This window comes from Bacillus paramobilis, from assembly GCF_038096195.1.
Lineage (GTDB): Bacteria > Bacillota > Bacilli > Bacillales > Bacillaceae_G > Bacillus_A > Bacillus_A mobilis.
Map to the genome: position 1 here is coordinate 5,230,175 of NZ_CP151108.1, position 21,499 is coordinate 5,251,673.

A 21,499-nucleotide genomic window follows, 5' to 3' on the forward strand; every position below is an offset into this window, starting at 1 on the left:
CTTCTATGCACGCCGAATTGTATTTTTTTATCTTATATTAGGCATTTATGACTTCTTTTTTTACATCTGGTAGGCCTTTTAATAAATTTTCAGCAATTGTTAACCACTTCGATGTCTCTAAGCCATTTGTTTTCATAACGATTTTCAATTGTGATCCTTCCATCCCTAGACCGATCATACGTCCAAAACTATTTCCAAGCATGAATAATTTTCCACCATCAATATTTTGACTTGCTTGTTCTGAGAACAGAATTGTTACTTCAAATTTATTTTGCTTAATTAACTCAATTTGTTCTTTCATTGCCAATACTTTAATATTTGCAATTTGTAATAAATAACCAACCTCTTGCGGGTAATCACCAAATCTATCTATCATCTCTTCCTGCAACTCTTCAATATCCTCCATTGCAGAAACACCTCTAAACTGTTTATACATCATAATTTTTTGTTTACTATCTGAAATATAAGCATCTGGTAAATATGCATCTACTTCTAAATCAATTTCAACATTAACTGTATTTTCAGCCCCATCTGTTCCTCTACGCTGTTCAATTGCATCTTTCAACATTTGAGAATATAGATCAAATCCGACAGAATCAATAAATCCATGCTGTTCGGCACCTAACAAGTTACCTGCACCACGAATAGATAAGTCTCTCATCGCAATTTTGAAACCTGATCCAAGCTCTGTGAACTCTTTAATGGCTTGTAGACGCCTCTCTGCAACTTCTGATAACACTTTATCTCGTTTGTATGCAAAGTATGCATATGCAACACGATTAGAACGTCCAACACGCCCACGAAGCTGATACAACTGCGATAATCCCATACGATCTGCATCAAATACAATTAACGTATTTACATTGGGAATATCTACACCCGTCTCAATAATTGTTGTACTTACAAGAACATCATGCTGTCCCTCTAAAAACGATAGCATAACAGACTCTAATTCACTTTCGTTCATTTTCCCATGTGCATAAGTTACACGCGCGTCTGGAACTAACATCGAAATTTCATCCGCTTTTCTTTCGATATCCTCCACACGATTATATAGGAAGTAAATTTGTCCACCCCTTGCAAGCTCTCGTTCTATCGCTTCTCGCATTAACGCTGGATTATACTCTACTACATACGTTTGGACTGGGAAACGATTTTCTGGTGGTGTCTCAATAACAGATAAGTCACGCACACCAAGCATAGACATATGAAGTGTACGCGGGATCGGAGTTGCCGTTAATGTTAATACGTCAACATTTGCTTTTAATTGTTTAATTTTTTCTTTATGCGTTACACCAAATCTTTGTTCTTCATCAATAATAAGAAGACCTAAATCTTTATAAGTAACATCTTTAGATAAAATACGATGCGTTCCGATTACAATGTCTACCGTGCCATCTTTTAAGCCTTTAATTGTTTCATTTTGCTGTTTTCTCGTACGGAATCTACTTAATAATCCTATATTGATTGGATAATCTTGAAAACGCTCTCGAATTGTTTCATAGTGTTGTTGTGCAAGGATCGTTGTCGGCACTAAAATTGCAACTTGTTTTTCATCCATAATTGCCTTAAATGCCGCACGGATAGCTACTTCCGTCTTTCCATATCCTACGTCACCACAAAGAAGCCTATCCATCGGACGTCCACGTTCCATATCTTTCTTAATCTCTTCAATAGAACGTAATTGATCCTCTGTCTCTTGATACGGGAAAGAAGATTCAAACTCTTGTTGTTCTGCCGTATCTGGTGTATATGCATAACCCTTTGAAGCTTCGCGTTCAGCATATAATTTAATTAGGTCATCCGCAATGTCTTGTACAGATTTTTCAACTTTCGTTTTGACCTTTTTCCAGTCATTTCCGCCTAATTTATAAACTTTAGGATCCTTACCTTCAGATCCTACATATTTCTGCACTTGGTCAATTTGTTCAATTGGAACGTATAACTTATCATTACCTTGATATTTAATATTCAAGTAATCTTTATGAACGCCATTAATCTCTAACGTCTCGATACCTAAAAATTTACCTATACCATGATTTACATGAACTACATAATCCCCAACTTTTAATTCCGAATAACTTTTAATACGTTCGGCATTAGATAATTTTTGCTTACGTTGTGATTTTTTAACTTTCTTATGAAAAAGCTCTTTTTCAGTAATAACAACAAGCTTTTGCATCGGCATTTCAAATCCTGCATGTAAATCACCTACAGCAATTTGTAACCTTCCAGGCAATAATATATCTGTGCCCTCTACGATATCTGCCTCAATATCATAATCACTTAAAATATGTTGTAGTTTTTTTACACGTTCATCATCAGTTCCGAGCACAACAGTCGTAAAATGCCCTTCGTTCCATCTATCGATTTCAGTTTTCAACAACTGCATCTGCCCATGGAAATCTTGCATTGTTTTACATGTCACATTCACAATGTTTTGCGGATGTGTATGTGCTATATGACGTAGGAATAACGTTAAATATACAAAACTTCTTTTTTTATGATGAAGAAATTCCTCAAACGAGTGTGAGAAAGATAAATCTTGAATAATTGTTCCCTCACCAAGAAGTGAGATATACCATTCCGCCTCTTCCGTTTCAAGATGTGATGCTGTTTCTTGAATACGGGAGATCTCATCTAAAACCACAATACCATCTTCTGGTAAATAATCTATCAGACTAGCAGGTTCGTTATAGAAAATAGATAAATATTTAAACATCTGTTCTATACTTTGCCCGTTTTTTAGCATCTCAATTTCATGACTTACCGTCTCAAGCACTGTAGTCTTCAATTTATCATCGGAAAGTTTTTGCATCGTCTTAGTCAAGCCTTCCTCAAGACGCTTAATTCCCGACTTCAATTCTTCCTGTGAAAATAAAAACTCTGTTGCTGGACCAAATCTAACACTTTCTTTTTTATCTTGAGAGCGCTGTTCATCTACATCAAATAATCGAATAGAATCAACTTCTGTGTCGAAAAATTCAATACGAAATGGTAACTCTTCAGTTAATGGATAAATATCTAATATTCCCCCGCGCAAACTGAATTCCCCAGGAGCCTCTACCATCGACTTACGCTCATAACCAATATGATGTAAAGTATGCAAGAATGTATCTAAATCAATCTCTTGCCCTAGATTAATTTCGATTTGCCTTTGCTTCCACAATTCTTTCATTGGTAAAAATCTGCGTAGTCCCGCAACCGGCGCTACAATAATCCCATTCTCTCCTGCAGCTAAACGATTCAATACTTCAATACGTTGCGCCTTCAATTCTGGGCTTGCAACACCAATTTCTGATGCTATCAATTCATTTACTGGGTATAGCCACACATCTTTTTCACCAAGTAACGCCACTAAATCTTCATGTACTTTTTGCGCTTGATATAAATTATGCGTCACAATAAGTTGTGATTTTTTTGTTTTTTTATATAAGGCCGCCATTAATAACGAACGAGAAGAGGTTGCCATACCTGATACAAGCTGTTCTTTTAAACCATCTTCTAATCCATTAATAACCGATTGGATCTCTTCATTTTTATAAAATTGCTCTAATAAACCTATCATTTTCAAAACCCCTCTCAACATAAAGAGCAAGCCACTATATTTTATGCAAATATTTCGGAAAAAGAAAACAGAAAAATGCTTTGGACATGCCAAAGCGACAACATTTTATTGCAGAAATTTTTCATATTCATAATACTCAGGATAAGATGCGAGCGTTTCTTGACACGATTCACAAATCGTTTGTATATATATATTTCCATTCTCATGAAAATGAATCATCTCTACTACTTCTTGCTCTGTTAGTTGAAATAAAACGTCGCTATATACTTTTTCTGCAGTAACGGAGCCTACATTACTCCCGCAATGTCTGCAATAATAATAACCTTCCATACTAGCCTCCTAAAAATCCAATTACTACTAGTATGGGTAAAAATAAAACAAATTATTCCCAATCATACCCTTAACTATTGAAGGTATTCATGATTTGAAGAAAAGGTTTATTTAACCATTCTTCACATGCATCCGCTGCTTTTTCAATAGAATGACCCACATCAGGAATTTCTTCCGATGTAAAACGTCCTAATACGTAATCTACTACCTTCATTCCATTTTTCGGACGATCAATTCCCATGCGGATGCGTTGAAACTCTTGTGTTCCTAAATGTGAAATTGTTGATTTCACACCATTATGTCCACCAGCACTACCTTTCATACGAAGGCGTAATTTACCTACAGGGATGTCTAAATCATCGTACAGAACAACGAAATCCTCAACATCAATTTTATAGTAATCCATGAGTGGACGAATACTTTCCCCAGATAAATTCATATATGTAAGTGGCTTTAATAAGATTACTTTTTCTCCATTAACAAATCCTGCACCAAATACTCCTTTAAATTTTTGTTCATTCAAAGAAATATTCCAACGCTTTGCAAGTTCATCAATTGCCATAAATCCAATATTATGCCTTGTTAATTCATATTCTCTACCCGGGTTCCCAAGTCCTACTATCAATTTCATTCTTGTACCACTACTTTCTTTTTTCGATACGAAAAGACGTAACCAATCTTGGTTACGTCTCATTCTATCCAATTAATTGAATAATACACTTACAGATTCTTCTTCGTATACACGAATGATTGCTTCTCCGATTAATGGAGCAACTGAAAGTTCATGTACTTTGTCGATTTTCTTCTCTTCCGGTAATACGATAGAGTTCGTTACAACTAACTCTTTAATATTTGAGTTTTGGATACGCTCAATTGCTGGACCAGATAATACTGGGTGTGTACAGCAAGCATATACTTCAGAAGCACCGTTCTCAACAAGAGCGTTTGCTGCTAATGTAATTGTACCAGCTGTATCAATGATGTCATCAATTAAAATTGCTGTTTTACCTTCAATATTACCGATAATGTTCATTACCTCTGATACGTTCGGACGAGGACGACGCTTATCAATAATAGCGATTGGTGCTTTTAGGCGATCCGCCATTTTTCTAGCACGAGTTACCCCACCGTGGTCAGGTGACACGATTACGATATCTTTAAGACCTTTTGTTTCAAAGTAATCTGAAAGAATCGGTACACCCATTAGGTGATCGATTGGGATATCAAAGAACCCTTGAATTTGTGGAGCATGTAAATCTAGAGTGATTACACGAGTTGCACCTGCTGTTTCAAGCAAGTTTGCTACAAGTTTCGATGTAATTGGTTCACGAGAACGCGCTTTACGGTCTTGACGCGCATAACCATAGTAAGGAATAACAATATTAATTGTTTTTGCAGATGCACGCTTTAATGCATCGATCATAATAAGTAATTCCATGATATGTTCGTTTACTGGGAAGCTTGTAGATTGAATAATGAATACATCGCAACCACGGATACTTTCTTCAATGTTAATTTGAACTTCTCCATCACTAAAACGATCAACAGAACATTTTCCTAGTCCTACTCCAATGTGCTTTGCAATTTGCTCAGCAAGTTCCTTATTAGAGTTTAAAGAGAATACTTTCAAATTAGAATTTAGATATTGAGTCGACATCTAGATTAACCCTCCACATTATGATTTTTTCTTATTCAGCAATTGATCAACATAGTCTTCTTTGTTAACTTGACGTGCACGTGCTACCGATAATGCCTTTGATGGAACATTCTCTGTAATTGTAGAGCCTGCTGCCACATAAGCACCATCTTCAACTGTTACAGGAGCAACAAGGTTTGAATTACATCCAATAAATACCCCATTACCAATCACAGTTTTGAATTTATTCTTACCGTCATAGTTCACCGTAATTGAACCACAACCAAGATTCACGTCTTCTCCAACTTGTGCATCCCCGATATAACTCAAGTGTGAAGCTTTACTTCTATTACCAAAAACAGTTTTTTTGATTTCCACGAAGTTTCCAACGCGTACTTCATCTCCAATAACTGAATCTGGGCGAATATGTGCAAATGGACCAACCGATACTTCTGTACCAAGTTTACTATCATGTACAGTAGATTGACGAATTGTCGTACGATCTCCAATTTCACTATTGCGAATTACTGTATGCGGTCCAATTTCACAATCAGAACCGATTACAGTGTTTCCCTCAATAATTGTTCCTGGATGAAGAACTGTATCACTACCGATAATTGCATCAGCAGAAATATACGTGTTACTTGGATCAATAATCGTAACACCATCTACCATGTTCTTTCGGTTGATACGGTTTTTCATAATAATTTCCGCTTGCGATAGAGCGACTCTGTCGTTAACACCTAACGTTTCATCGAAGTGCTCTGTTTGATAAGCCGATACAATGTGACCTTCATTTTTTAAAATCTCAATAACATCTGGCAGGTAATATTCACCTTGTACGTTATCATTTGAAACTTTAGAAAGCGAAGCGAATAAAGCTTTGTTATCAAAACAATACGTACCTGTATTGATTTCTTTAATAGCTAATTCTTTCTCATTTGCATCCTTATGCTCAACAATCTTTTCAACATGACCATTCTCGTTACGAACGATACGACCATATCCAGCAGGCTCTTCTATGTAAGCTGTTAGCACCGTTGCCATTGCCCCTGCTTCTTTATGTTGCTGAAGCAATGATTCCATCGTTTCAGCAGTTATTAGCGGCGTATCACCACAAATAACTAAAGTTGTTCCTTCTTCATTTGCAAGTACACTTGCAGCTTGATCTACAGCATGCGCTGTACCAAGTTGTTCTGCTTGTAATGCAAACTCACTTACGTTTCCTAGCTGTTCTTGTACCATTTCAGCACCATGTCCTACGACTGTTACAAGTTTCTGCAATCCTAATTGAGATACTTGATCGACAACATGTTGTACCATAGGTTTTCCACATACAGGATGAAGCACTTTGTATAGCTTAGACTTCATACGTGTGCCTTTACCTGCAGCTAGAATCACTGCAAATCTGTTTGACATATAGACCCTCCATCGCAACCTATTTATCCATTAACGATATTATCCTAAATCATCATATATTTCAAGAAACACATTTTAACTATTAAATTTTACCATAATTCTCATACGATGTTTTACTCTTTAGTATCTTTTTTAAGAAATAAGCTATACTATTTAAATTGATTTTGAAAAAATTAGAAGTTTTACTCCTCATTTTAATAAATTCTGAATTTTCCGCACGAAAAATGTATAAAACTACAAAAAAAAACAAACTCCTGTAAATGCTTACAGGAGTTTGTTGCAAAATTATAGGGCTTTCTTTAAAAAGCCCTTTTCATTCGAATTTTACGAAGCACCCGCTTCTTCAAACTCAACCTCTTCTAACTCGCCTAAACGATGATACTCTGTTAAAACCGCATCTTGAATTTTAGAGCGTGTATTAGAATTAATTGGATGTGCAATGTCACGGAATTCTCCATCTGGAGTACGTTTACTTGGCATTGCTACAAATAATCCATTATTACCATCAATTACACGAATATCATGAACAACAAATTCATGGTCTAGAGTAATAGAGGCAATTGCTCTCATGCGGCCTTCTGTGTTTACGCGGCGTAATCTTACGTCAGTCACTTCCATCTTGTGTTCACCACCCTTTTCTAAATAAGCGATATATTTGTATAAATTCCACAAAATTTCTATTTTCCCTTTAATTTTTTAAAAATTTTTAAGATAAAAATTTTTAATGTAATTGAATATAGAGATTAGTAGAGGTTATCGCTTACAAAGAACTACTTAACTAGGGCAATTACTTCGATTTCAACTGAAACATCTTTCGGTAATTTTGCTACTTGTACACAAGAACGAGCTGGCTTATGAGTAGAGAAATAAGAGCCGTATACTTCATTAACAGCATTAAAATCATCCATATCTTTTAAGAATACTGTTGTTTTTACTACTGAATCAAATGAAGCACCTGCTTCTTCTAATACTGCTTGTAAATTTTGAAATACTTGCTCTGTTTGTACTGTCACGTCTCCTGCTACAAGCTCTCCACTTGCAGTTAACGGAATTTGTCCTGAACTGTAAAACATATTATTTACAATAATCCCTTGTGAATATGGTCCAATTGCTTGTGGTGCATTGCTTGTTTGAACAACTTTCATATTTTTCCACCCTTTTATTATTTATTTTTACTCTTTAAAAATAGTGCACGAAAAGCAGTTTGTCCATCTATTTTATAATTTATAAATAGAATAAAAAAAAGATAAAGCGATCTGCTTTACCTTTTTACTCAGCCTCTACAAGCCCTTCATCAAATGGTGCCAGTGAATAATTTCCCTTTTCCACTTGAATCGCTTTTTCTTTCACATCAACTTCTGATAGACGAATTAATGATACAAAATTATTAATTAGTCTTTCCTCAATATCCGTGGATTCTACTAATACACCAATACCAACAACATTAGCCTTAAACTCTTCTAACATACTCATCATACCTTGAATTGTCCCGCCAGCTTTCATGAAGTCATCAATAATTAAAACATTTGATCCTTCTGGAAGGCTACGCTTTGCTAACGTCATTGTTTGAATTCGCTTAGAAGAACCTGATACATAATTAATACTCACAGTTGGGCCTTCTGTTACCTTATTATCTTTTCTTGCAATTACTACCGGTACATCTAAGTAATTTGCCACCGCATAAGCAAGTGGAATCCCCTTCGTTGCCACCGTCATAACCGCATCAATTGGTTGCCTAGCAAAAACAGAAGCAAACAAACGACCTGCGCCATTAATATGACGAGGATTACTTAAAAGATCTGTCATATATAAGTAACCACCGGGTAAAATACGACCTGGATTTTCAAATAGGCTACAAAGCTCTCCAATAATGAGATCTGCCTCTTCCGCACTTATATATGGTATATATTTCACTCCTCCTGCTGCTCCTGGTATCGTTTGCAATGTGCCGACCCCTTGTTGTTCAAACGTTTGCTTAATAATAACTAAATCTTCACTAATGGAAGACTTAGCTGATTGATACCTTTCAGCAAAAAAAGTGAGAGAAACTAGCTGACGAGGATTTTGTAACAAGTAATACGTCATATCGACTAATCTTGTACTTCGTCTAATTTTCATACTCTCACCTCAAATCACGAATATTCTAAACAAATCATACCGTATTATACGTCTTTATTCAAGCGTTTCTCGCTCTCCCAATAAACGTACTGCATATACTTGTTCACAAAATCCTTTTAATCCGTTATATATACGATGCATTCGCGAATCATGGTGCACAAGACCAAATACGGTTGGGCCACTTCCACTCATTAATACGGCATCCGCCCCAAATCGCTTCATCTGTGCCTTAATACGTGCAACTTCAGGGTGCATCGCAAACGTTACATCTTCTAAAACGTTACCAACAGTATCACAAATCCCTTTGTAATCCCCAGCATTTATGACATCAACCATTTTATCTACATTTGGATGTGTAACTCGATTTAACTTTAAATTTCCATACACATCAGCAGTAGATACACCAATATGGGGTTTTGCTAAAATAACCCAACAAGAAGGCGGAGTTTTTATGTGCTCAATTTGCTCTCCTCTTCCAGTGGCAATTGCTGTCCCACCATATACACAAAACGATACATCTGATCCAATTTCTGCGCCTAGCTCTGCTAACTGGTCAATTGTAAGCCCTAAATTCCATAATTTATTAAGGCCACGTAATGTCGCTGCTGCATCACTACTTCCACCTGCTAATCCAGCTGCTACTGGAATCGTTTTTTCAATAGTAATAGATACGCCTTTTTTTACATTAAACTTCTCTTTTAATAATCTCGCTGCTTGATAAGCTAAATTTCTTTGGTCGTCTGGGACATACCGATTATGGGATAAAATTTCAATACGGTCTTCTGCTAATTCCATTAGTTCTAAACGATCCGCTAAATCAATTGTTGTCATAATCATTTTCACTTCATGATATCCGTCTTGTCTTTTTCCCAGTACATCTAACGACAGATTAATCTTTGCTGGTGCTTTCACTAGTAGCTTCAATCTATTCACCCACTCTATGTACTCAATCTTTTATCGTTTATTTTACCATAAATTTATAGTAAGACGATGACACTTCCCTAATTATAACGAAAAGCATTCAGAATGAAACTACTTATGTAAAATGATGGCACCTTTTAGAGTACAAAAAGCCGAGGAATCACTCCTCGGCTACCGTAGCATAGAAAGTATCTTACAACTACTGGTTTTGTTTCATTAATTGCTGTTCTGCAATTTCTATAGCACGTTTCACCATGTTACCAGCATCTTTCGCACGAATTCCGCCCCAGCCTTCTTTCTGAACAACATCATAAAAGCCTAGCTCTTTTGCAAGCTCTTCTTTAAATTGATTTGACATGACACCTCTTCGTCTACTCAATGCAGAGTCCCTCCTTATTTTGCTACGGTATAATTAGTATGCAAAATAATATAGCTTTTCATTTGTGGGAATATATGTAACGATACATGAATTATAAAATCACTTCATTATGAGGTTCACCATAAAATGTTAACTCTACTGTCTCCGTTAAAACATCCGCATAGCTATACGATACACGTTGCAACGCATCTTCTTGCTGATCCAATTGTACAACAAAAACAGAACGGTACGTTTCTGCAAGTACACCTGATTGTTCTACTGTTTTTCTTCTCCCACTATTTGCCTTTAACATCAGTCTCTGTCCAAGATGGTGATCTAATTCGCTTTTAATTTCATCTAAACGTTTTGACATATACTTCGTTACACCTCGCTGTAATTTAGATTGAACACTTAAAACACGATATATCTATCCCAATTATTAACCGCAACTCACAGACAATATCATTATAAAAGCATTATGCGTTCGAATAGATAGAAGAAATACTATATTGTAAAAGTATCATTATGTAGTCTGTGCGTTCTTATCTCTTTTTATCCAAGCTGATTTAAATCCTTTCCATACAAAAAAGCAAGATACATATGTACCTTGCTTATTCTTCATAATGTTGAAAGGGTAATCCTGTTCGTAAAATCCCCCTCGTCTCAATCCCACCAAGTCCCTTTTCACCGGTAATTGTATTACGTACAACATCCCATACATTGACTCTCTCCATAAATGACGTAAAACTAATTTTACCCACCACATATACAGGATCTAGTGCGTGAATATTAATTCTAGATGGTGAACTAGCAAAATTAGCGCCTGCTCGAATTAATGCTTCAAAGTGTGATTGGCATGCCCCAGCAAAAATAACGAGTTGATCCAATGATGGATATTTTTTTCTCACTTCTCGAACAGCCTGTACAAAATGCCTTGAATGTCTATATGCTGCTAAATCTCCCTTTACCCCTTTTGACTTTGTATATGCATCGTGCCCCGTAATAACTAAAATATCCGGACGAAAATGATCTATTAAATCTACTACCTTTTCATGCATTTCTGTTTCTTTACAATGAATACCTTGTACAGGAACACCAATTTTATTATATAAGTCTAAGCACTTGCGCAAATATAACGGGTCTCCATCTATATGCAATACACGTCCCGGCATTTGAAAATAATTCACCTCACTTGTATATCCACCCGTTGAAGTGTGTTCATGCCTTTGTTTCATTAATACATAATCTTGTTGAAACAATCGATACGTACGCTCCATCGTTTCTTTCTCAAGCTTCGCTCTTTTTTTATGTTCTCGTTGATCTATACTAATTAAATCTTCAAGCGGGGCATCCGCCACCAGTCTAATTTCCTCTCCAAATAATATAGCTATCTCGCCTTTTATTTCTATAATACGAAAAAGGATATCCCTATTATGAGAATATCGTTCCACTAATTCTCCAACATGTAAAGCCATTCTCCTACCTCCAAACTCGTTAGGCCATCTTACCTGTTTTTAAAGTATGAATGTAGGAGAGGAAAGGTGACAAAAGGGACAGTTCAAGTTGAACTGTCCCTTTTGTATTCTTATGACAATTTATGAAGAACTAATGCATTACTTAATGTTGCAAACTCCTCGATAGATAGCGTTTCGCCTCTTCGTTTTGGATCAATTCCTACTTCTGTTAAAATCCGATCCAACAGCTCTTTATCTTTCGGGAAACCATTTAAATTATTTGATAAATTATTCATTAAAGTTTTACGACGCTGTGCAAAACTTGCTCGTACTACTTCAAAGAAGAATGTCTCATCTGTTACTTCTACAACTGGTTTCGGGCGCTTTAGGAGACGGATAATCGCAGAATCAACATTTGGTTGTGGTACAAACACTGTACGTGGTACAGTCATAACTGTTTCTACCTCTGTATAATACTGAATAGCAATGGATAAAGAACCATATTCTTTCGTTCCAGGCTTAGCAGCTAAACGATCTCCCACTTCTTTTTGCATCATAACAACAAATCCACGAACCGGTAATTTCTCTTCCAGCAATTTAAATAAAATTGGCGTTGTAATATAGTACGGTAAGTTAGCTACTACCATTACATCTTGCCCTTCCTCAAATTGCTCACTAAACACCTCATGTACATCTGCCTTTAGTACATCTTTATTGATAACTGTAACGTTGCTATATGGAGCTAACGTCTCATCTAAAATTGGTAATAATCTTTGATCAATTTCAAAAGCCACTACTTTTTTAGCACGCTTCGCTAATTGTTCTGTTAACGCACCGATACCTGGTCCAATTTCAATTGCACCACTTTCCGAACCAATTTCAGCGTGATCAACGATACGATTTAATACATTCGTATCAATTAAAAAATTTTGTCCTAAACTTTTTTTGAATGAAAATCCGTACTTTTCAACAATGTCTTTCGTACGATTTGGCGTTGCGATATCCTTCATTTTTTTTCCTCCTGTATGACTTGCTTATAAGCTTCTGCAAATGCTTCTTTTGAAACTTGAAACATTTGTAAACGTTTATGTAACTGTTTTGCGTTTGTATAACCAATCTTTAATAGCTTACCCATTCTTTCTCTGCGACTCTTTGCCATTTCTCCGCCCACTAAGCCTGCATCGACTAGATCGCTCCAACTAATTTCACTTGTGTAAGCTTCCATTTCTTCATGTATATTCTCTAAAGCACGGCGAATTGATTCATTAGAAGCATGCTCAATTCCGACACCTTTTTTCCTTTTAGCAAGTGCTTCTTCCTTCGGTAAAAAGGCATGTTTACATCCAGGAACCTTATCAGAAATAATTTTCCGAATACGCTCTCCAGGATAATCCGGATCTGTAAAAATAATAACGCCTCGTTTTTGTAGCGCTAATTTAACTTGCTCAATAACATGATCACCGATTGCTGAACCGTTCGTTTCAATTGTATCCGCATCAACAGCACGCTTAATCGCAACTGTATCATCTTTACCTTCTACAACGATAATCTCTTTAATTTTCATGCTTGCCTCCACACTCGTTTCGTCTCTACTTAGTAAAACAAAAAAATGACGACTTTTCCATTATTATTTTCCCCATTCTTACATTTTAAAAAATAGAATGTCCAAAACTTTGTTCTCTCTCCTTATTGTAACACTTCCTCATTCGCCATTCTTTTTTCACAAAAATAAAAAAGAATGGGTTCTCCCACTCCTTTTTATTCAACACCAAATAAAGCTTTTGCATTTTTTGTTGTTACTTCTGCTACTTCCTCATAAGAGATTCCTTTTAAGTTCGCAATTTCTTCTGCTACGAGTTTTACATAACTCGGTTCATTTCGTTTTCCTCTAAATGGATGTGGTGTTAAATATGGACAGTCCGTCTCTATTAACAATTTCTCTAACGGAATCTCCGCAGCAACCTCTTTCGGTTTCTTAGCATTTTTAAATGTAACTGGTCCGCCTAACGAAATTAAAAAGTTCATATCGACACATCGCTCTGCTACTTCTACGCTGCCACTAAAGCAATGCATAATACCTCCCACTTCAGCCGCATTCTCTTCTTCTAGAATATCAACAATATCTTGAGTTGCATCGCGGTTATGTATAATAATCGGCAATTTCACCTTTTTGGCTAATGCAATTTGTTTGCGGAATACTTCCTTCTGTATTTCTTTTGGAGACTTATCCCAGTGATAATCTAAGCCCATTTCTCCAAGTGCAACAACTTTAGGATGGGAAGCAAGTTCTTCTAACCAAGCTAAATGTTCTTCCGTCATATCAATGGCATCAACCGGATGCCATCCAACTGCAGCGTAAATAAAATCATAGGCTTCAGCTAATTCAAGCGCTTTTTTTATCGTTACTTCATCAAAACCAACCACAACTGTATAAGTAACTCCCGCTTCTTTCATTCGTGCAATAACTTCTTGCAAATCTTCTTCAAATTGCTCTGCATTCAAATGTGAATGTGTATCAAACAACATCATACATAACTCCTTTTATATTGAAATCAAGTTTATTCTACACAAATAAGCACTTTACAAACTTAACGATAACAATACTACAATCTTAATGCAAAAATTGAGAGTGTAAAAAGAAAAAAGACGCTTCACACATGTTACACGTGAAACATCTCTTTTCTTGTCTTAATTACTTAATTTTTGTACCATTTGGTAGATTTTGGTCGATTGTTGCTAATGACAATACGCCATTCTCTTCACCTGCTAAAATCATACCTTGGGATAATTCACCGCGTAGTTTTACAGGTTTTAAGTTTGTTACACAAATAACCTTTTTACCTTTTAGGTCTTCTGGCGAATAGAATTTTGCAATTCCAGAAACAACTTGACGCTTTTCTGTACCTAAATCTAGCTGGATTTTTAACAACTTATCTGCTTTTTTCACAGGCTCAGCAGATAATACCTCAGCTACGCGTAATTCTACTTTAAAGAAATCATCAATTGTAATTTCTTCTGCCTTCGGTTCTTCTTCTTTTTTCTCTTCTACTTTAGGAGCAGAGGCTTTCATTTGTTCTTTAATGTATTCTACCTCTACTTCCATTTCTAAACGTGGGAAAATTGGTTGTCCCTTTTCTACTTTTGTTCCAGCTGGAATACAGCCAACTGTAGATAGACTTTCCCAAGACTTATGTGCTTCATCAGTAAGGCCAAGCTGAGCAAACATTTTGCTTGGTGCTACTGTTAAGAATGGCATAAGCATAATACCTGTTTGACGAAGTACTTCTGCTAAATGGGCCATTACAGAAGCTAACTTTTCACGATCATTCTCATCTTTTGCTAATACCCAAGGTTGTGTTTCATCAATATATTTATTCGTACGGCTAACCAATTGCCAAATTGAGCTTAACGCTACAGAGAATTCCATATTCTCCATTGCTTCTTCTACTTTTTTTAATGTATCCTGTGCAAACGTTACTAACGTTTCATCAAATTCCGTTACATTTGCTTTAAATGCAGGGATTTCACCGTTAAAGTACTTATCAATCATAGCTACTGTACGATTTAATAAGTTACCTAAGTCATTTGCTAAATCGAAATTAATACGCTCCACAAATCCTTCTGGTGTGAATACGCCATCAGATCCGAATGGAACTTCACGAAGTAAGTAATAACGTAATGCATCTAATCCGTAACGATCGATTAATGTGACTGGATCTACTACGTTTCCTTTTGACTTACTCATCTTTCCATCCTTCATTAAAATCCAACCATGAGCAAAGACTTTTTTCGGAAGAGGTAAGTCTAATGCCATTAAAATGATTGGCCAATAAATTGTATGGAAACGAACGATTTCTTTTCCAACTAAATGCACATCAGCCGGCCAGAACTTCTTATACATCTCTTCATTTTCTGTTCCATAACCTAATGCTGTAATGTAGTTAGATAATGCGTCAACCCATACGTAAATAACGTGTTTTGGGTTACCTGGAACACGAACTCCCCAGTCAAATGAAGTACGAGAAACCGCTAAATCTTCTAAGCCTGGTTTAATGAAGTTATTAATCATTTCATTCTTGCGAGACTCTGGCTGAATGAAATGTGGATTATCTTCATAGAATTTTAATAGTCTGTCGACATATTTACCCATTCTAAAGAAATACGATTCTTCACGAACAAGTTCTACATCATGACCACTATCTGGGCTTTTTCCTCCAACTACTTTGTCACCTTCCATAATTGGATCTACTAATTGATGCGCTGTGTAGAATGTCTCATCTTGTACAGAATACCAACCTTCATATTCATCAAGATAAATATCACCTTGGTCTACTAGTTGCTTGAAGATTTTTTCAACAACATCTTTATGACGATCTTCAGTTGTACGAATAAAATCATCATAAGAGATATCCATCTTCTCCCAAAGTTCTTTAATTCCTGCAACGATGTTATCCACATATGCTTGTGGTGTAACGTTTAATTCTTCTGCTTTCTTTTGGATCTTCTGTCCATGCTCATCAGTTCCTGTTAAATAATGAACATTATATCCTTGCATACGCTTATATCGTGCCATCGCATCTCCTGCTACTGTTGTATAAGCATGTCCAATGTGTAATTTTCCACTTGGATAATAAATTGGGGTAGTAATATAAAAGGATTTGTTTTCCTCTGTCATTGTTTTGGACCTCCCGGATAACCTCATATGTATTTATAAATAGTATATCAAAAACTTATATATAAAGTGAAACTTTAATCTGTCGGGGTTTTGTTCCCTCCCGCGGATTATTAGCCCGCACCAATTGGGCTTTACGAGCAGCCCGACTCCCACTTAACTTCTTTGCGCCGGCCAAACTTTAAATTTAGAATCTTATTGCTTGTTAATGCGTGATAAAAACGAGTTAATGATTAGTATATTTATCATCTATTACTCATATTTCAAGAAAATATACAATCTCTACTTACAATTTAAACATTTTTCTGAAAATAAAGTGAAATAATAGTAGAAATTACTCACATTCTATTATATATAAGAAGTAAGAAATCTATAAATCTTTTTAAAAAATATAGCATTAAAGAATTGACGGAAATGTAAATGATTGGTATCATATGTCCATAGGGTATTTTGTCGAAAAATGACGAATCTAGAAAATAGACTCGAAACTTATAAACTATTTCTTTAGGAGGAAAAGAATTATGAAATCTACTGGTATCGTTCGTAAAGTTGATGAATTAGGTCGTGTAGTAATTCCAATCGAATTACGCCGTACTTTAGGTATTGCAGAAAAGGATGCTCTTGAAATCTACGTTGATGACGAGAAAATCATCTTAAAAAAATATAAGCCAAACATGACTTGCCAAGTAACTGGTGAAGTATCTGATGGTAACCTATCTTTAGCTGAAGGTAAAATTATCTTAAGCAAAGAAGGCGCTGAGCAAATCTTAAACGAACTTCAAGATTATATCGAAACAGCAAAATAAGCTTCTCAATTATGAGAAGCTTATTTTTTATCGACATGATAGATTTGATATACGTCGCGTTTCGACAAATCTCGATCTTTAGCGACTGTTTTTATCGCCTCTTTTGAATTCATACCTTTTTCGTTTATATAATGTTCAATATGATCATATACCGAAATAGATTCCCACCATTGTTCTTCTGGGGCAGGTTCTTCTGTTGAACCAGCTACTAAAATACAAAACTCGCCACGAACTTCATTTTGTTTCGTCCACTCAATTGCTTCCTCGACTGTTCCACGAATAAATTCCTCAAATTTTTTCGTTAACTCTCGACATAATACGATTTCTCTATTTCCAAACACTTCTTGCATCGAGATTAAAGTATCATCTAAACGATGAGGCGCTTCATAAAACATCATTGTAGTTTGTACATAACGAAGCTTCTCTAACTCCACTTTTCTTTCTTTTTTATTTCTTTTTAAAAATCCATAGAAATAAAATTGTTTTGTTTCAAGACCTGACGCAATTAACGCTGTAAGGGCTGCATTTGCTCCAGGAAGCGGGATAACATGATACTGTTCCGCTACAGCCTCTACAACAATATCGTAACCTGGATCGGAAATACAAGGCATACCAGCATCACTAACAAGTGCTACTGTCTTTCCTTCGTCTAACTTATCTAATATTTTCTTCCCACTTACTTCCTTATTATGCTCATGGTAACTCATAACAGGTGTTTCAATTTCGAAGTAATTACAAAGTTTTTTCGTTTGTCTCGTATCTTCAGCAGCAATTAAATCAGCTTCTTTTAAAATTCGGATTGCACGAAATGTCATATCTTCTAAATTTCCAATAGGAGTTGGTACTAAATATAAAACTCCCTTTTCATTTTGTTGAAAGCTTTTTTGTTGCCACATAGCGTTCTCCTTTTTGCATATATTCTTCTTTTTGTTTTCTATTTAATTGCTTAAAATAGTACTCTGCTTGCATCGCTGTACGCTTATCTTCATGAGATTCTACATATTTTAAAACAACAGGAAGTCTAGCACGCGTATACCTAGCTCCCTTTCCGCTATTATGCGTCTGAATCCGCTTCTCTATATGATTTGTATATCCAGCATAATAACTTCCGTCAGAGCACTCTACTACATAAAAACAATGCTTATTCTTCTCCATATAAAATTGAACGAATCTCCTTTGTATATTCATTATTTTCTTCATATACAAAAAGAGGTGGCAATATTTTCAAATCTGCGTTTCCGTCCTTAATTCCTTCAATTAACAACGTATTCGCTTCTTTCCCTGCCTTTGGATAAACAAATCGTACACGTTTTGGTTCAATTTTGTATTTACGCATTAATGTAACAATATCTAGTAAACGGCCTGGTCGATGTACAAATGCTACTTTCCCACCTTGCTTTACTAGCTGACTACTTGCAGATACAACATCCTCTAATGTACACATAATTTCATGACGAGCTATTGCTAAATGTTCATTCATATTTTTCTCAGACGTTGCAGGTGTTTGAAAATAAGGCGGATTACATGTGACAACATCATATTGATGACGTCCAAGTCTCTCCGGCATATCTTTCAAATCCCCATGTATTAAGTGAACTCTTTCTTCTAACTTATTGTATTGAACGCTTCTGATTCCCATATCATATAAACGTTCTTGAATTTCCACACCTGTAATATTCCCTTTCGTCCTTGTACTTAATAGAAGGGGTACAACTGCATTACCTGTACACAAATCAAGTAAATTACCTTTTTGAATTGGTACCCAAGCAAAGTCTGCAAGTAAAACAGCATCTAACGAGAAATTGAATACTGATGGACTTTGTACAATCTTCATATCTTGCGCTAATAAGTAATCTAAACGTTCATCTTCATATAAATTCATATGTTACTCCTTTTCTTACACTTAACCTACCCTATTTCATCTTTTACTAATAAAAACATATTTCATTCTACTCTCATGTATAAAAAATTACCTTTCCAATTATCATTGGAAAGGTAATTTCACTTTTTATTTAAAAATGACAGGCAGAATAAACAATCTCCCTCTTTACGTACACTTCCATAATGCAGATTACAAATATGAAAACCTTCTTGATATAGTCTTGCTAAATTATCGTAGCCTTCACCGATATCAGCTGTCTTTGGCTTCACTTCTTTACGTTTTTGAGTTTTTTGTTTTTCTTTAATCTGCACTTTTTCAAAACGGTGTCGCAAATTTTCATTTTCCATTTTTATATGTTGGTTTTCTTCCAACAACTCTGCAAGATGTTGTTTTAATTCTCCCAACTGTTTGTATAAATGTCCAATTTGCTCTTCCATACTAGAAACCGATGCAAAAATATCTTTTTTCTCCACAAGCACCCACCTCATTAATCTGTGGTTTGACTCGAAACGACCCCTTTATTCACTAACTCATCTAACGTATATTCTACTATCCGTTCCTTGTCTACTAGTTCCACTTGAATTAATCTTTCTAAAATATTTAATCCGATAACACGGCCAGTACCATGCGGGGTTTGTATACGTTGATCTAAATCAGGAAGTTGTTCCTTTGCTGCCTCATATTCATCATTCTCATACTTTAAGCAACACATTAAACGACCACATAAACCAGAGATTTTTGCAGGATTTAATGATAAATTTTGATCCTTTGCCATCTTAATAGATACAGGTTCAAAATCACCTAAAAAAGTAGAACAACAAAGCATACGACCACATGGACCAATACCACCAAGCATCTTCGCTTCATCACGAACACCAATTTGTCTTAGTTCAATTCTTGTCCTAAAAATTGCTGCTAAGTCCTTCACCAGTTCGCGGAAATCAATCCGACCATCCGCAGTAAAGTAGAAAATAATCTTATTGCGATCGAATGTATACTCTACATCTACAAGTTTCATATCAAGATTATGCTCTACTACCTTTTGCTGACAAACTTGATATGCTTCTTTCGCAGCATGTTTGTTCTCTTCAACAATGGTACGATCATTTTCATTTGCAATACGAATAACCTTTTTTAGCGGTAATACAACGTCGTTTTCATCAACTTGCTTTTTGGTAATAACTACTTTCCCGTACTCAATACCCCTTACTGTTTCTACAATTACAAACTCATTTTCAGAGATATCGAACTGATTCGGATCAAAGTAATACACCTTTCCGGCCTTCTTAAAGCGAACACCTACTACATCATACAAAACGGTCATCCCTCCTGCAACCGCAACACTAACTGTTCGAACACAAGCTGCGCATTTACATTAGCGTTGATTCTATTTTTTGCCTCTAATATATTAAAGAGAGCTGATACAATGCGCTTCTGAGCATAGGAGAAAGATTCAAACATCTCTTTCTGCTCATGAAAAACAAGACGATCTTCTTCTCCAAGTTGAACATATAATAAATCCTTATAAATAAGGAGTAACATATCTAAACCTTGCTGTAATTGTTCTTTCTCTCCAAAGTGTTTTCCCCATTTTTCTTGTACAAAAAAAATAGAGGCTTTATCCTTTTCGAGCGCTTCACATAATTTTATCACTAAAGCTCGTGCTTGTGCAAACCATTCATCACTACATAAAGCTAAAGCTTCATCAAAACTATTCGTGAGTTGTGCAGCAAGTGTTGATAAAGATGCCGTAATACCTTCATCCTGTAATCTCCTAATTAAAGATTCCGTAGGTAATGCTCTAAATGTAACAACTTGACAGCGAGATAAAATCGTATTTAAAATTTGATGACTTTGTTCAGTAAGTAAAATAGCTGTTGTATCACTACTCGGTTCTTCTAAAAATTTCAAGAGTGTATTCGCTGCATTTGCTGTCATACGGTCTGCGTGCTCAATAATATATACTTTTTTATTTGCCTCTAATCCTGTTTTTGAAAACTCTTCCTGTAAATCATGAATTTGTTGCTTCTTAATAGATAATCCGTCTGGTTTTACAATATGTAAGTTCGGGTGGTTACCTGAATCAATTCGCTTACAATTTGTACATACATGACAAGGCTCTACCCCATTCCGCTGAGAACAAAGGAAACTCTTTGCCATTTGAATTGCCGTCGCAAACTTTCCTGTCCCTTTCCCTCCCTCTAACAAGTAAGCGTGGGATATACGCTCTTTTGCAATGCTATTCATCAACATTTTTACACCGATGGGTTGTATAGCAGAAAGCTGCTCCCACGTCTTCGTCATAATGCATACCTCACTTATTTCATTCTTTCCT

The 21,499-nt window shown here is 35.8% G+C and carries 23 protein-coding genes; 1 reads left to right on the forward strand and 22 read right to left on the reverse strand.

Going from position 1 to position 21,499, the window contains the following annotated elements:
- Positions 1 to 37 precede the first annotated feature (37 nt).
- The 16 genes from mfd to metG form a co-directional block, all read right to left on the reverse strand.
- Positions 38 to 3,568 (reverse strand): transcription-repair coupling factor, encoded by a 3,531-nt coding sequence (gene mfd, locus AABL52_RS26785; RefSeq protein WP_000579707.1) that lies wholly within the window; start codon positions 3,566 to 3,568, stop codon positions 38 to 40.
- A 105-nt stretch (positions 3,569 to 3,673) separates the two neighbouring features.
- Positions 3,674 to 3,898, reverse strand: a complete 225-nt coding sequence (locus tag AABL52_RS26790) for an anti-sigma-F factor Fin (protein WP_000399442.1) — start codon at positions 3,896 to 3,898, stop codon at positions 3,674 to 3,676.
- 70 nt (positions 3,899 to 3,968) lie between these two features.
- Positions 3,969 to 4,529 carry an aminoacyl-tRNA hydrolase gene (pth, locus tag AABL52_RS26795; protein ID WP_080000234.1) on the reverse strand — a complete coding sequence of 187 codons (561 nt, stop codon included), beginning with the start codon at positions 4,527 to 4,529 and terminating at the stop codon, positions 3,969 to 3,971.
- Positions 4,530 to 4,601: 72 nt separating this feature from the next.
- Entirely contained in the window at positions 4,602 to 5,555 is a 954-nt protein-coding gene (locus tag AABL52_RS26800; RefSeq protein WP_000107420.1) for a ribose-phosphate diphosphokinase, read from the reverse strand.
- An 18-nt stretch (positions 5,556 to 5,573) separates the two neighbouring features.
- On the reverse strand, positions 5,574 to 6,953 hold the full coding sequence (gene glmU, locus AABL52_RS26805) for a bifunctional UDP-N-acetylglucosamine diphosphorylase/glucosamine-1-phosphate N-acetyltransferase GlmU (protein WP_000071043.1): 1,380 nt from the start codon (positions 6,951 to 6,953) through the stop codon (positions 5,574 to 5,576).
- A 324-nt stretch (positions 6,954 to 7,277) separates the two neighbouring features.
- The gene (spoVG, locus tag AABL52_RS26810; protein WP_000454042.1) at positions 7,278 to 7,571 is read right to left on the reverse strand and encodes a septation regulator SpoVG; all 294 of its coding nucleotides are present in this window, start codon (positions 7,569 to 7,571) and stop codon (positions 7,278 to 7,280) included.
- 152 nt (positions 7,572 to 7,723) lie between these two features.
- A complete protein-coding gene (locus AABL52_RS26815) occupies positions 7,724 to 8,098 on the reverse strand; it encodes a RidA family protein (RefSeq protein WP_000869825.1) in 375 nt (124 codons plus the stop codon).
- Positions 8,099 to 8,222: 124 nt separating this feature from the next.
- Positions 8,223 to 9,071 carry a pur operon repressor gene (purR, locus tag AABL52_RS26820; RefSeq protein WP_061678916.1) on the reverse strand — a complete coding sequence of 283 codons (849 nt, stop codon included), beginning with the start codon at positions 9,069 to 9,071 and terminating at the stop codon, positions 8,223 to 8,225.
- A 54-nt stretch (positions 9,072 to 9,125) separates the two neighbouring features.
- Positions 9,126 to 9,995 (reverse strand): 4-(cytidine 5'-diphospho)-2-C-methyl-D-erythritol kinase, encoded by an 870-nt coding sequence (ispE, locus tag AABL52_RS26825; RefSeq protein ID WP_000772099.1) that lies wholly within the window; start codon positions 9,993 to 9,995, stop codon positions 9,126 to 9,128.
- Between the two features lie 196 nt (positions 9,996 to 10,191).
- Positions 10,192 to 10,371, reverse strand: a complete 180-nt coding sequence (gene sspF, locus AABL52_RS26830; protein WP_001985066.1) for an acid-soluble spore protein SspF — start codon at positions 10,369 to 10,371, stop codon at positions 10,192 to 10,194.
- Positions 10,372 to 10,462: 91 nt separating this feature from the next.
- Positions 10,463 to 10,723 (reverse strand): biofilm formation stimulator Veg, encoded by a 261-nt coding sequence (gene veg / locus AABL52_RS26835; protein WP_000044349.1) that lies wholly within the window; start codon positions 10,721 to 10,723, stop codon positions 10,463 to 10,465.
- Between the two features lie 238 nt (positions 10,724 to 10,961).
- Positions 10,962 to 11,825: a sporulation peptidase YabG gene (gene yabG / locus AABL52_RS26840; protein ID WP_001173736.1), complete on the reverse strand. Its 864-nt coding sequence runs from the start codon at positions 11,823 to 11,825 to the stop codon at positions 10,962 to 10,964.
- Between the two features lie 110 nt (positions 11,826 to 11,935).
- A complete protein-coding gene (rsmA, locus tag AABL52_RS26845) occupies positions 11,936 to 12,814 on the reverse strand; it encodes a 16S rRNA (adenine(1518)-N(6)/adenine(1519)-N(6))-dimethyltransferase RsmA (protein ID WP_000651555.1) in 879 nt (292 codons plus the stop codon).
- Complete coding sequence (gene rnmV, locus AABL52_RS26850; RefSeq protein ID WP_000692828.1) at positions 12,811 to 13,368, reverse strand: ribonuclease M5; 558 nt, start codon at positions 13,366 to 13,368, stop codon at positions 12,811 to 12,813. The genes rsmA and rnmV overlap by 4 nt, the downstream gene beginning before the upstream one ends.
- A 194-nt stretch (positions 13,369 to 13,562) precedes the next feature.
- Positions 13,563 to 14,330 (reverse strand): TatD family hydrolase, encoded by a 768-nt coding sequence (locus tag AABL52_RS26855; protein WP_000895839.1) that lies wholly within the window; start codon positions 14,328 to 14,330, stop codon positions 13,563 to 13,565.
- A gap of 166 nt (positions 14,331 to 14,496) precedes the next feature.
- Positions 14,497 to 16,479, reverse strand: coding sequence for a methionine--tRNA ligase (metG, locus tag AABL52_RS26860; RefSeq protein WP_000134145.1), 1,983 nt, complete (start codon positions 16,477 to 16,479; stop codon positions 14,497 to 14,499).
- A gap of 518 nt (positions 16,480 to 16,997) precedes the next feature.
- On the opposite strand from metG, the gene AABL52_RS26865 reads away from it, so the two are divergent.
- Positions 16,998 to 17,282, forward strand: coding sequence for an AbrB/MazE/SpoVT family DNA-binding domain-containing protein (locus AABL52_RS26865; RefSeq protein ID WP_000843036.1), 285 nt, complete (start codon positions 16,998 to 17,000; stop codon positions 17,280 to 17,282).
- A gap of 20 nt (positions 17,283 to 17,302) precedes the next feature.
- Here the strand turns inward: AABL52_RS26865 and rsmI are convergent, their stop codons facing one another.
- The 6 genes from rsmI to holB all read right to left on the reverse strand — a co-directional run bounded on the left by rsmI (position 17,303) and on the right by holB (position 21,468).
- A complete protein-coding gene (gene rsmI, locus AABL52_RS26870; protein WP_097844302.1) occupies positions 17,303 to 18,178 on the reverse strand; it encodes a 16S rRNA (cytidine(1402)-2'-O)-methyltransferase in 876 nt (291 codons plus the stop codon).
- On the reverse strand, positions 18,147 to 18,437 hold the full coding sequence (locus AABL52_RS26875) for a GIY-YIG nuclease family protein (protein ID WP_000414345.1): 291 nt from the start codon (positions 18,435 to 18,437) through the stop codon (positions 18,147 to 18,149). The genes rsmI and AABL52_RS26875 overlap by 32 nt, the downstream gene beginning before the upstream one ends.
- Complete coding sequence (locus AABL52_RS26880; RefSeq protein ID WP_001055372.1) at positions 18,424 to 19,164, reverse strand: tRNA1(Val) (adenine(37)-N6)-methyltransferase; 741 nt, start codon at positions 19,162 to 19,164, stop codon at positions 18,424 to 18,426. The genes AABL52_RS26875 and AABL52_RS26880 overlap by 14 nt, the downstream gene beginning before the upstream one ends.
- 119 nt (positions 19,165 to 19,283) lie before the next feature.
- Positions 19,284 to 19,637 carry a DNA replication initiation control protein YabA gene (gene yabA / locus AABL52_RS26885; RefSeq protein ID WP_000412061.1) on the reverse strand — a complete coding sequence of 118 codons (354 nt, stop codon included), beginning with the start codon at positions 19,635 to 19,637 and terminating at the stop codon, positions 19,284 to 19,286.
- A 14-nt stretch (positions 19,638 to 19,651) separates the two neighbouring features.
- The gene (locus AABL52_RS26890; RefSeq protein ID WP_000272429.1) at positions 19,652 to 20,479 is read right to left on the reverse strand and encodes a PSP1 domain-containing protein; all 828 of its coding nucleotides are present in this window, start codon (positions 20,477 to 20,479) and stop codon (positions 19,652 to 19,654) included.
- Positions 20,480 to 20,484: 5 nt separating this feature from the next.
- Positions 20,485 to 21,468: a DNA polymerase III subunit delta' gene (gene holB, locus AABL52_RS26895; RefSeq protein WP_000169569.1), complete on the reverse strand. Its 984-nt coding sequence runs from the start codon at positions 21,466 to 21,468 to the stop codon at positions 20,485 to 20,487.
- Positions 21,469 to 21,499: the final 31 nt, after the last annotated feature.

Bases quoted from the DNA above. Each gene is read 5' to 3' on its own strand.
- mfd (WP_000579707.1), bottom strand. From the start codon at position 3,568: ATGATAGGTTTATTAGAGCAATTTTATAAAAATGAAGAGATCCAATCG.
- AABL52_RS26790 (WP_000399442.1), bottom strand. From the start codon at position 3,898: ATGGAAGGTTATTATTATTGCAGACATTGCGGGAGTAATGTAGGCTCC.
- pth (WP_080000234.1), bottom strand. From the start codon at position 4,529: ATGAAATTGATAGTAGGACTTGGGAACCCGGGTAGAGAATATGAATTA.
- AABL52_RS26800 (WP_000107420.1), bottom strand. From the start codon at position 5,555: ATGTCGACTCAATATCTAAATTCTAATTTGAAAGTATTCTCTTTAAAC.
- glmU (WP_000071043.1), bottom strand. From the start codon at position 6,953: ATGTCAAACAGATTTGCAGTGATTCTAGCTGCAGGTAAAGGCACACGT.
- spoVG (WP_000454042.1), bottom strand. From the start codon at position 7,571: ATGGAAGTGACTGACGTAAGATTACGCCGCGTAAACACAGAAGGCCGC.
- AABL52_RS26815 (WP_000869825.1), bottom strand. From the start codon at position 8,098: ATGAAAGTTGTTCAAACAAGCAATGCACCACAAGCAATTGGACCATAT.
- purR (WP_061678916.1), bottom strand. From the start codon at position 9,071: ATGAAAATTAGACGAAGTACAAGATTAGTCGATATGACGTATTACTTG.
- veg (WP_000044349.1), bottom strand. From the start codon at position 10,723: ATGTCAAAACGTTTAGATGAAATTAAAAGCGAATTAGATCACCATCTT.
- yabG (WP_001173736.1), bottom strand. From the start codon at position 11,825: ATGGCTTTACATGTTGGAGAATTAGTGGAACGATATTCTCATAATAGG.
- rsmA (WP_000651555.1), bottom strand. From the start codon at position 12,814: ATGAAGGATATCGCAACGCCAAATCGTACGAAAGACATTGTTGAAAAG.
- rnmV (WP_000692828.1), bottom strand. From the start codon at position 13,368: ATGAAAATTAAAGAGATTATCGTTGTAGAAGGTAAAGATGATACAGTT.
- AABL52_RS26855 (WP_000895839.1), bottom strand. From the start codon at position 14,330: ATGTTGTTTGATACACATTCACATTTGAATGCAGAGCAATTTGAAGAA.
- metG (WP_000134145.1), bottom strand. From the start codon at position 16,479: ATGACAGAGGAAAACAAATCCTTTTATATTACTACCCCAATTTATTAT.
- AABL52_RS26865 (WP_000843036.1), top strand. From the start codon at position 16,998: ATGAAATCTACTGGTATCGTTCGTAAAGTTGATGAATTAGGTCGTGTA.
- rsmI (WP_097844302.1), bottom strand. From the start codon at position 18,178: ATGTGGCAACAAAAAAGCTTTCAACAAAATGAAAAGGGAGTTTTATAT.
- AABL52_RS26875 (WP_000414345.1), bottom strand. From the start codon at position 18,437: ATGGAGAAGAATAAGCATTGTTTTTATGTAGTAGAGTGCTCTGACGGA.
- AABL52_RS26880 (WP_001055372.1), bottom strand. From the start codon at position 19,164: ATGAATTTATATGAAGATGAACGTTTAGATTACTTATTAGCGCAAGAT.
- holB (WP_000169569.1), bottom strand. From the start codon at position 21,468: ATGACGAAGACGTGGGAGCAGCTTTCTGCTATACAACCCATCGGTGTA.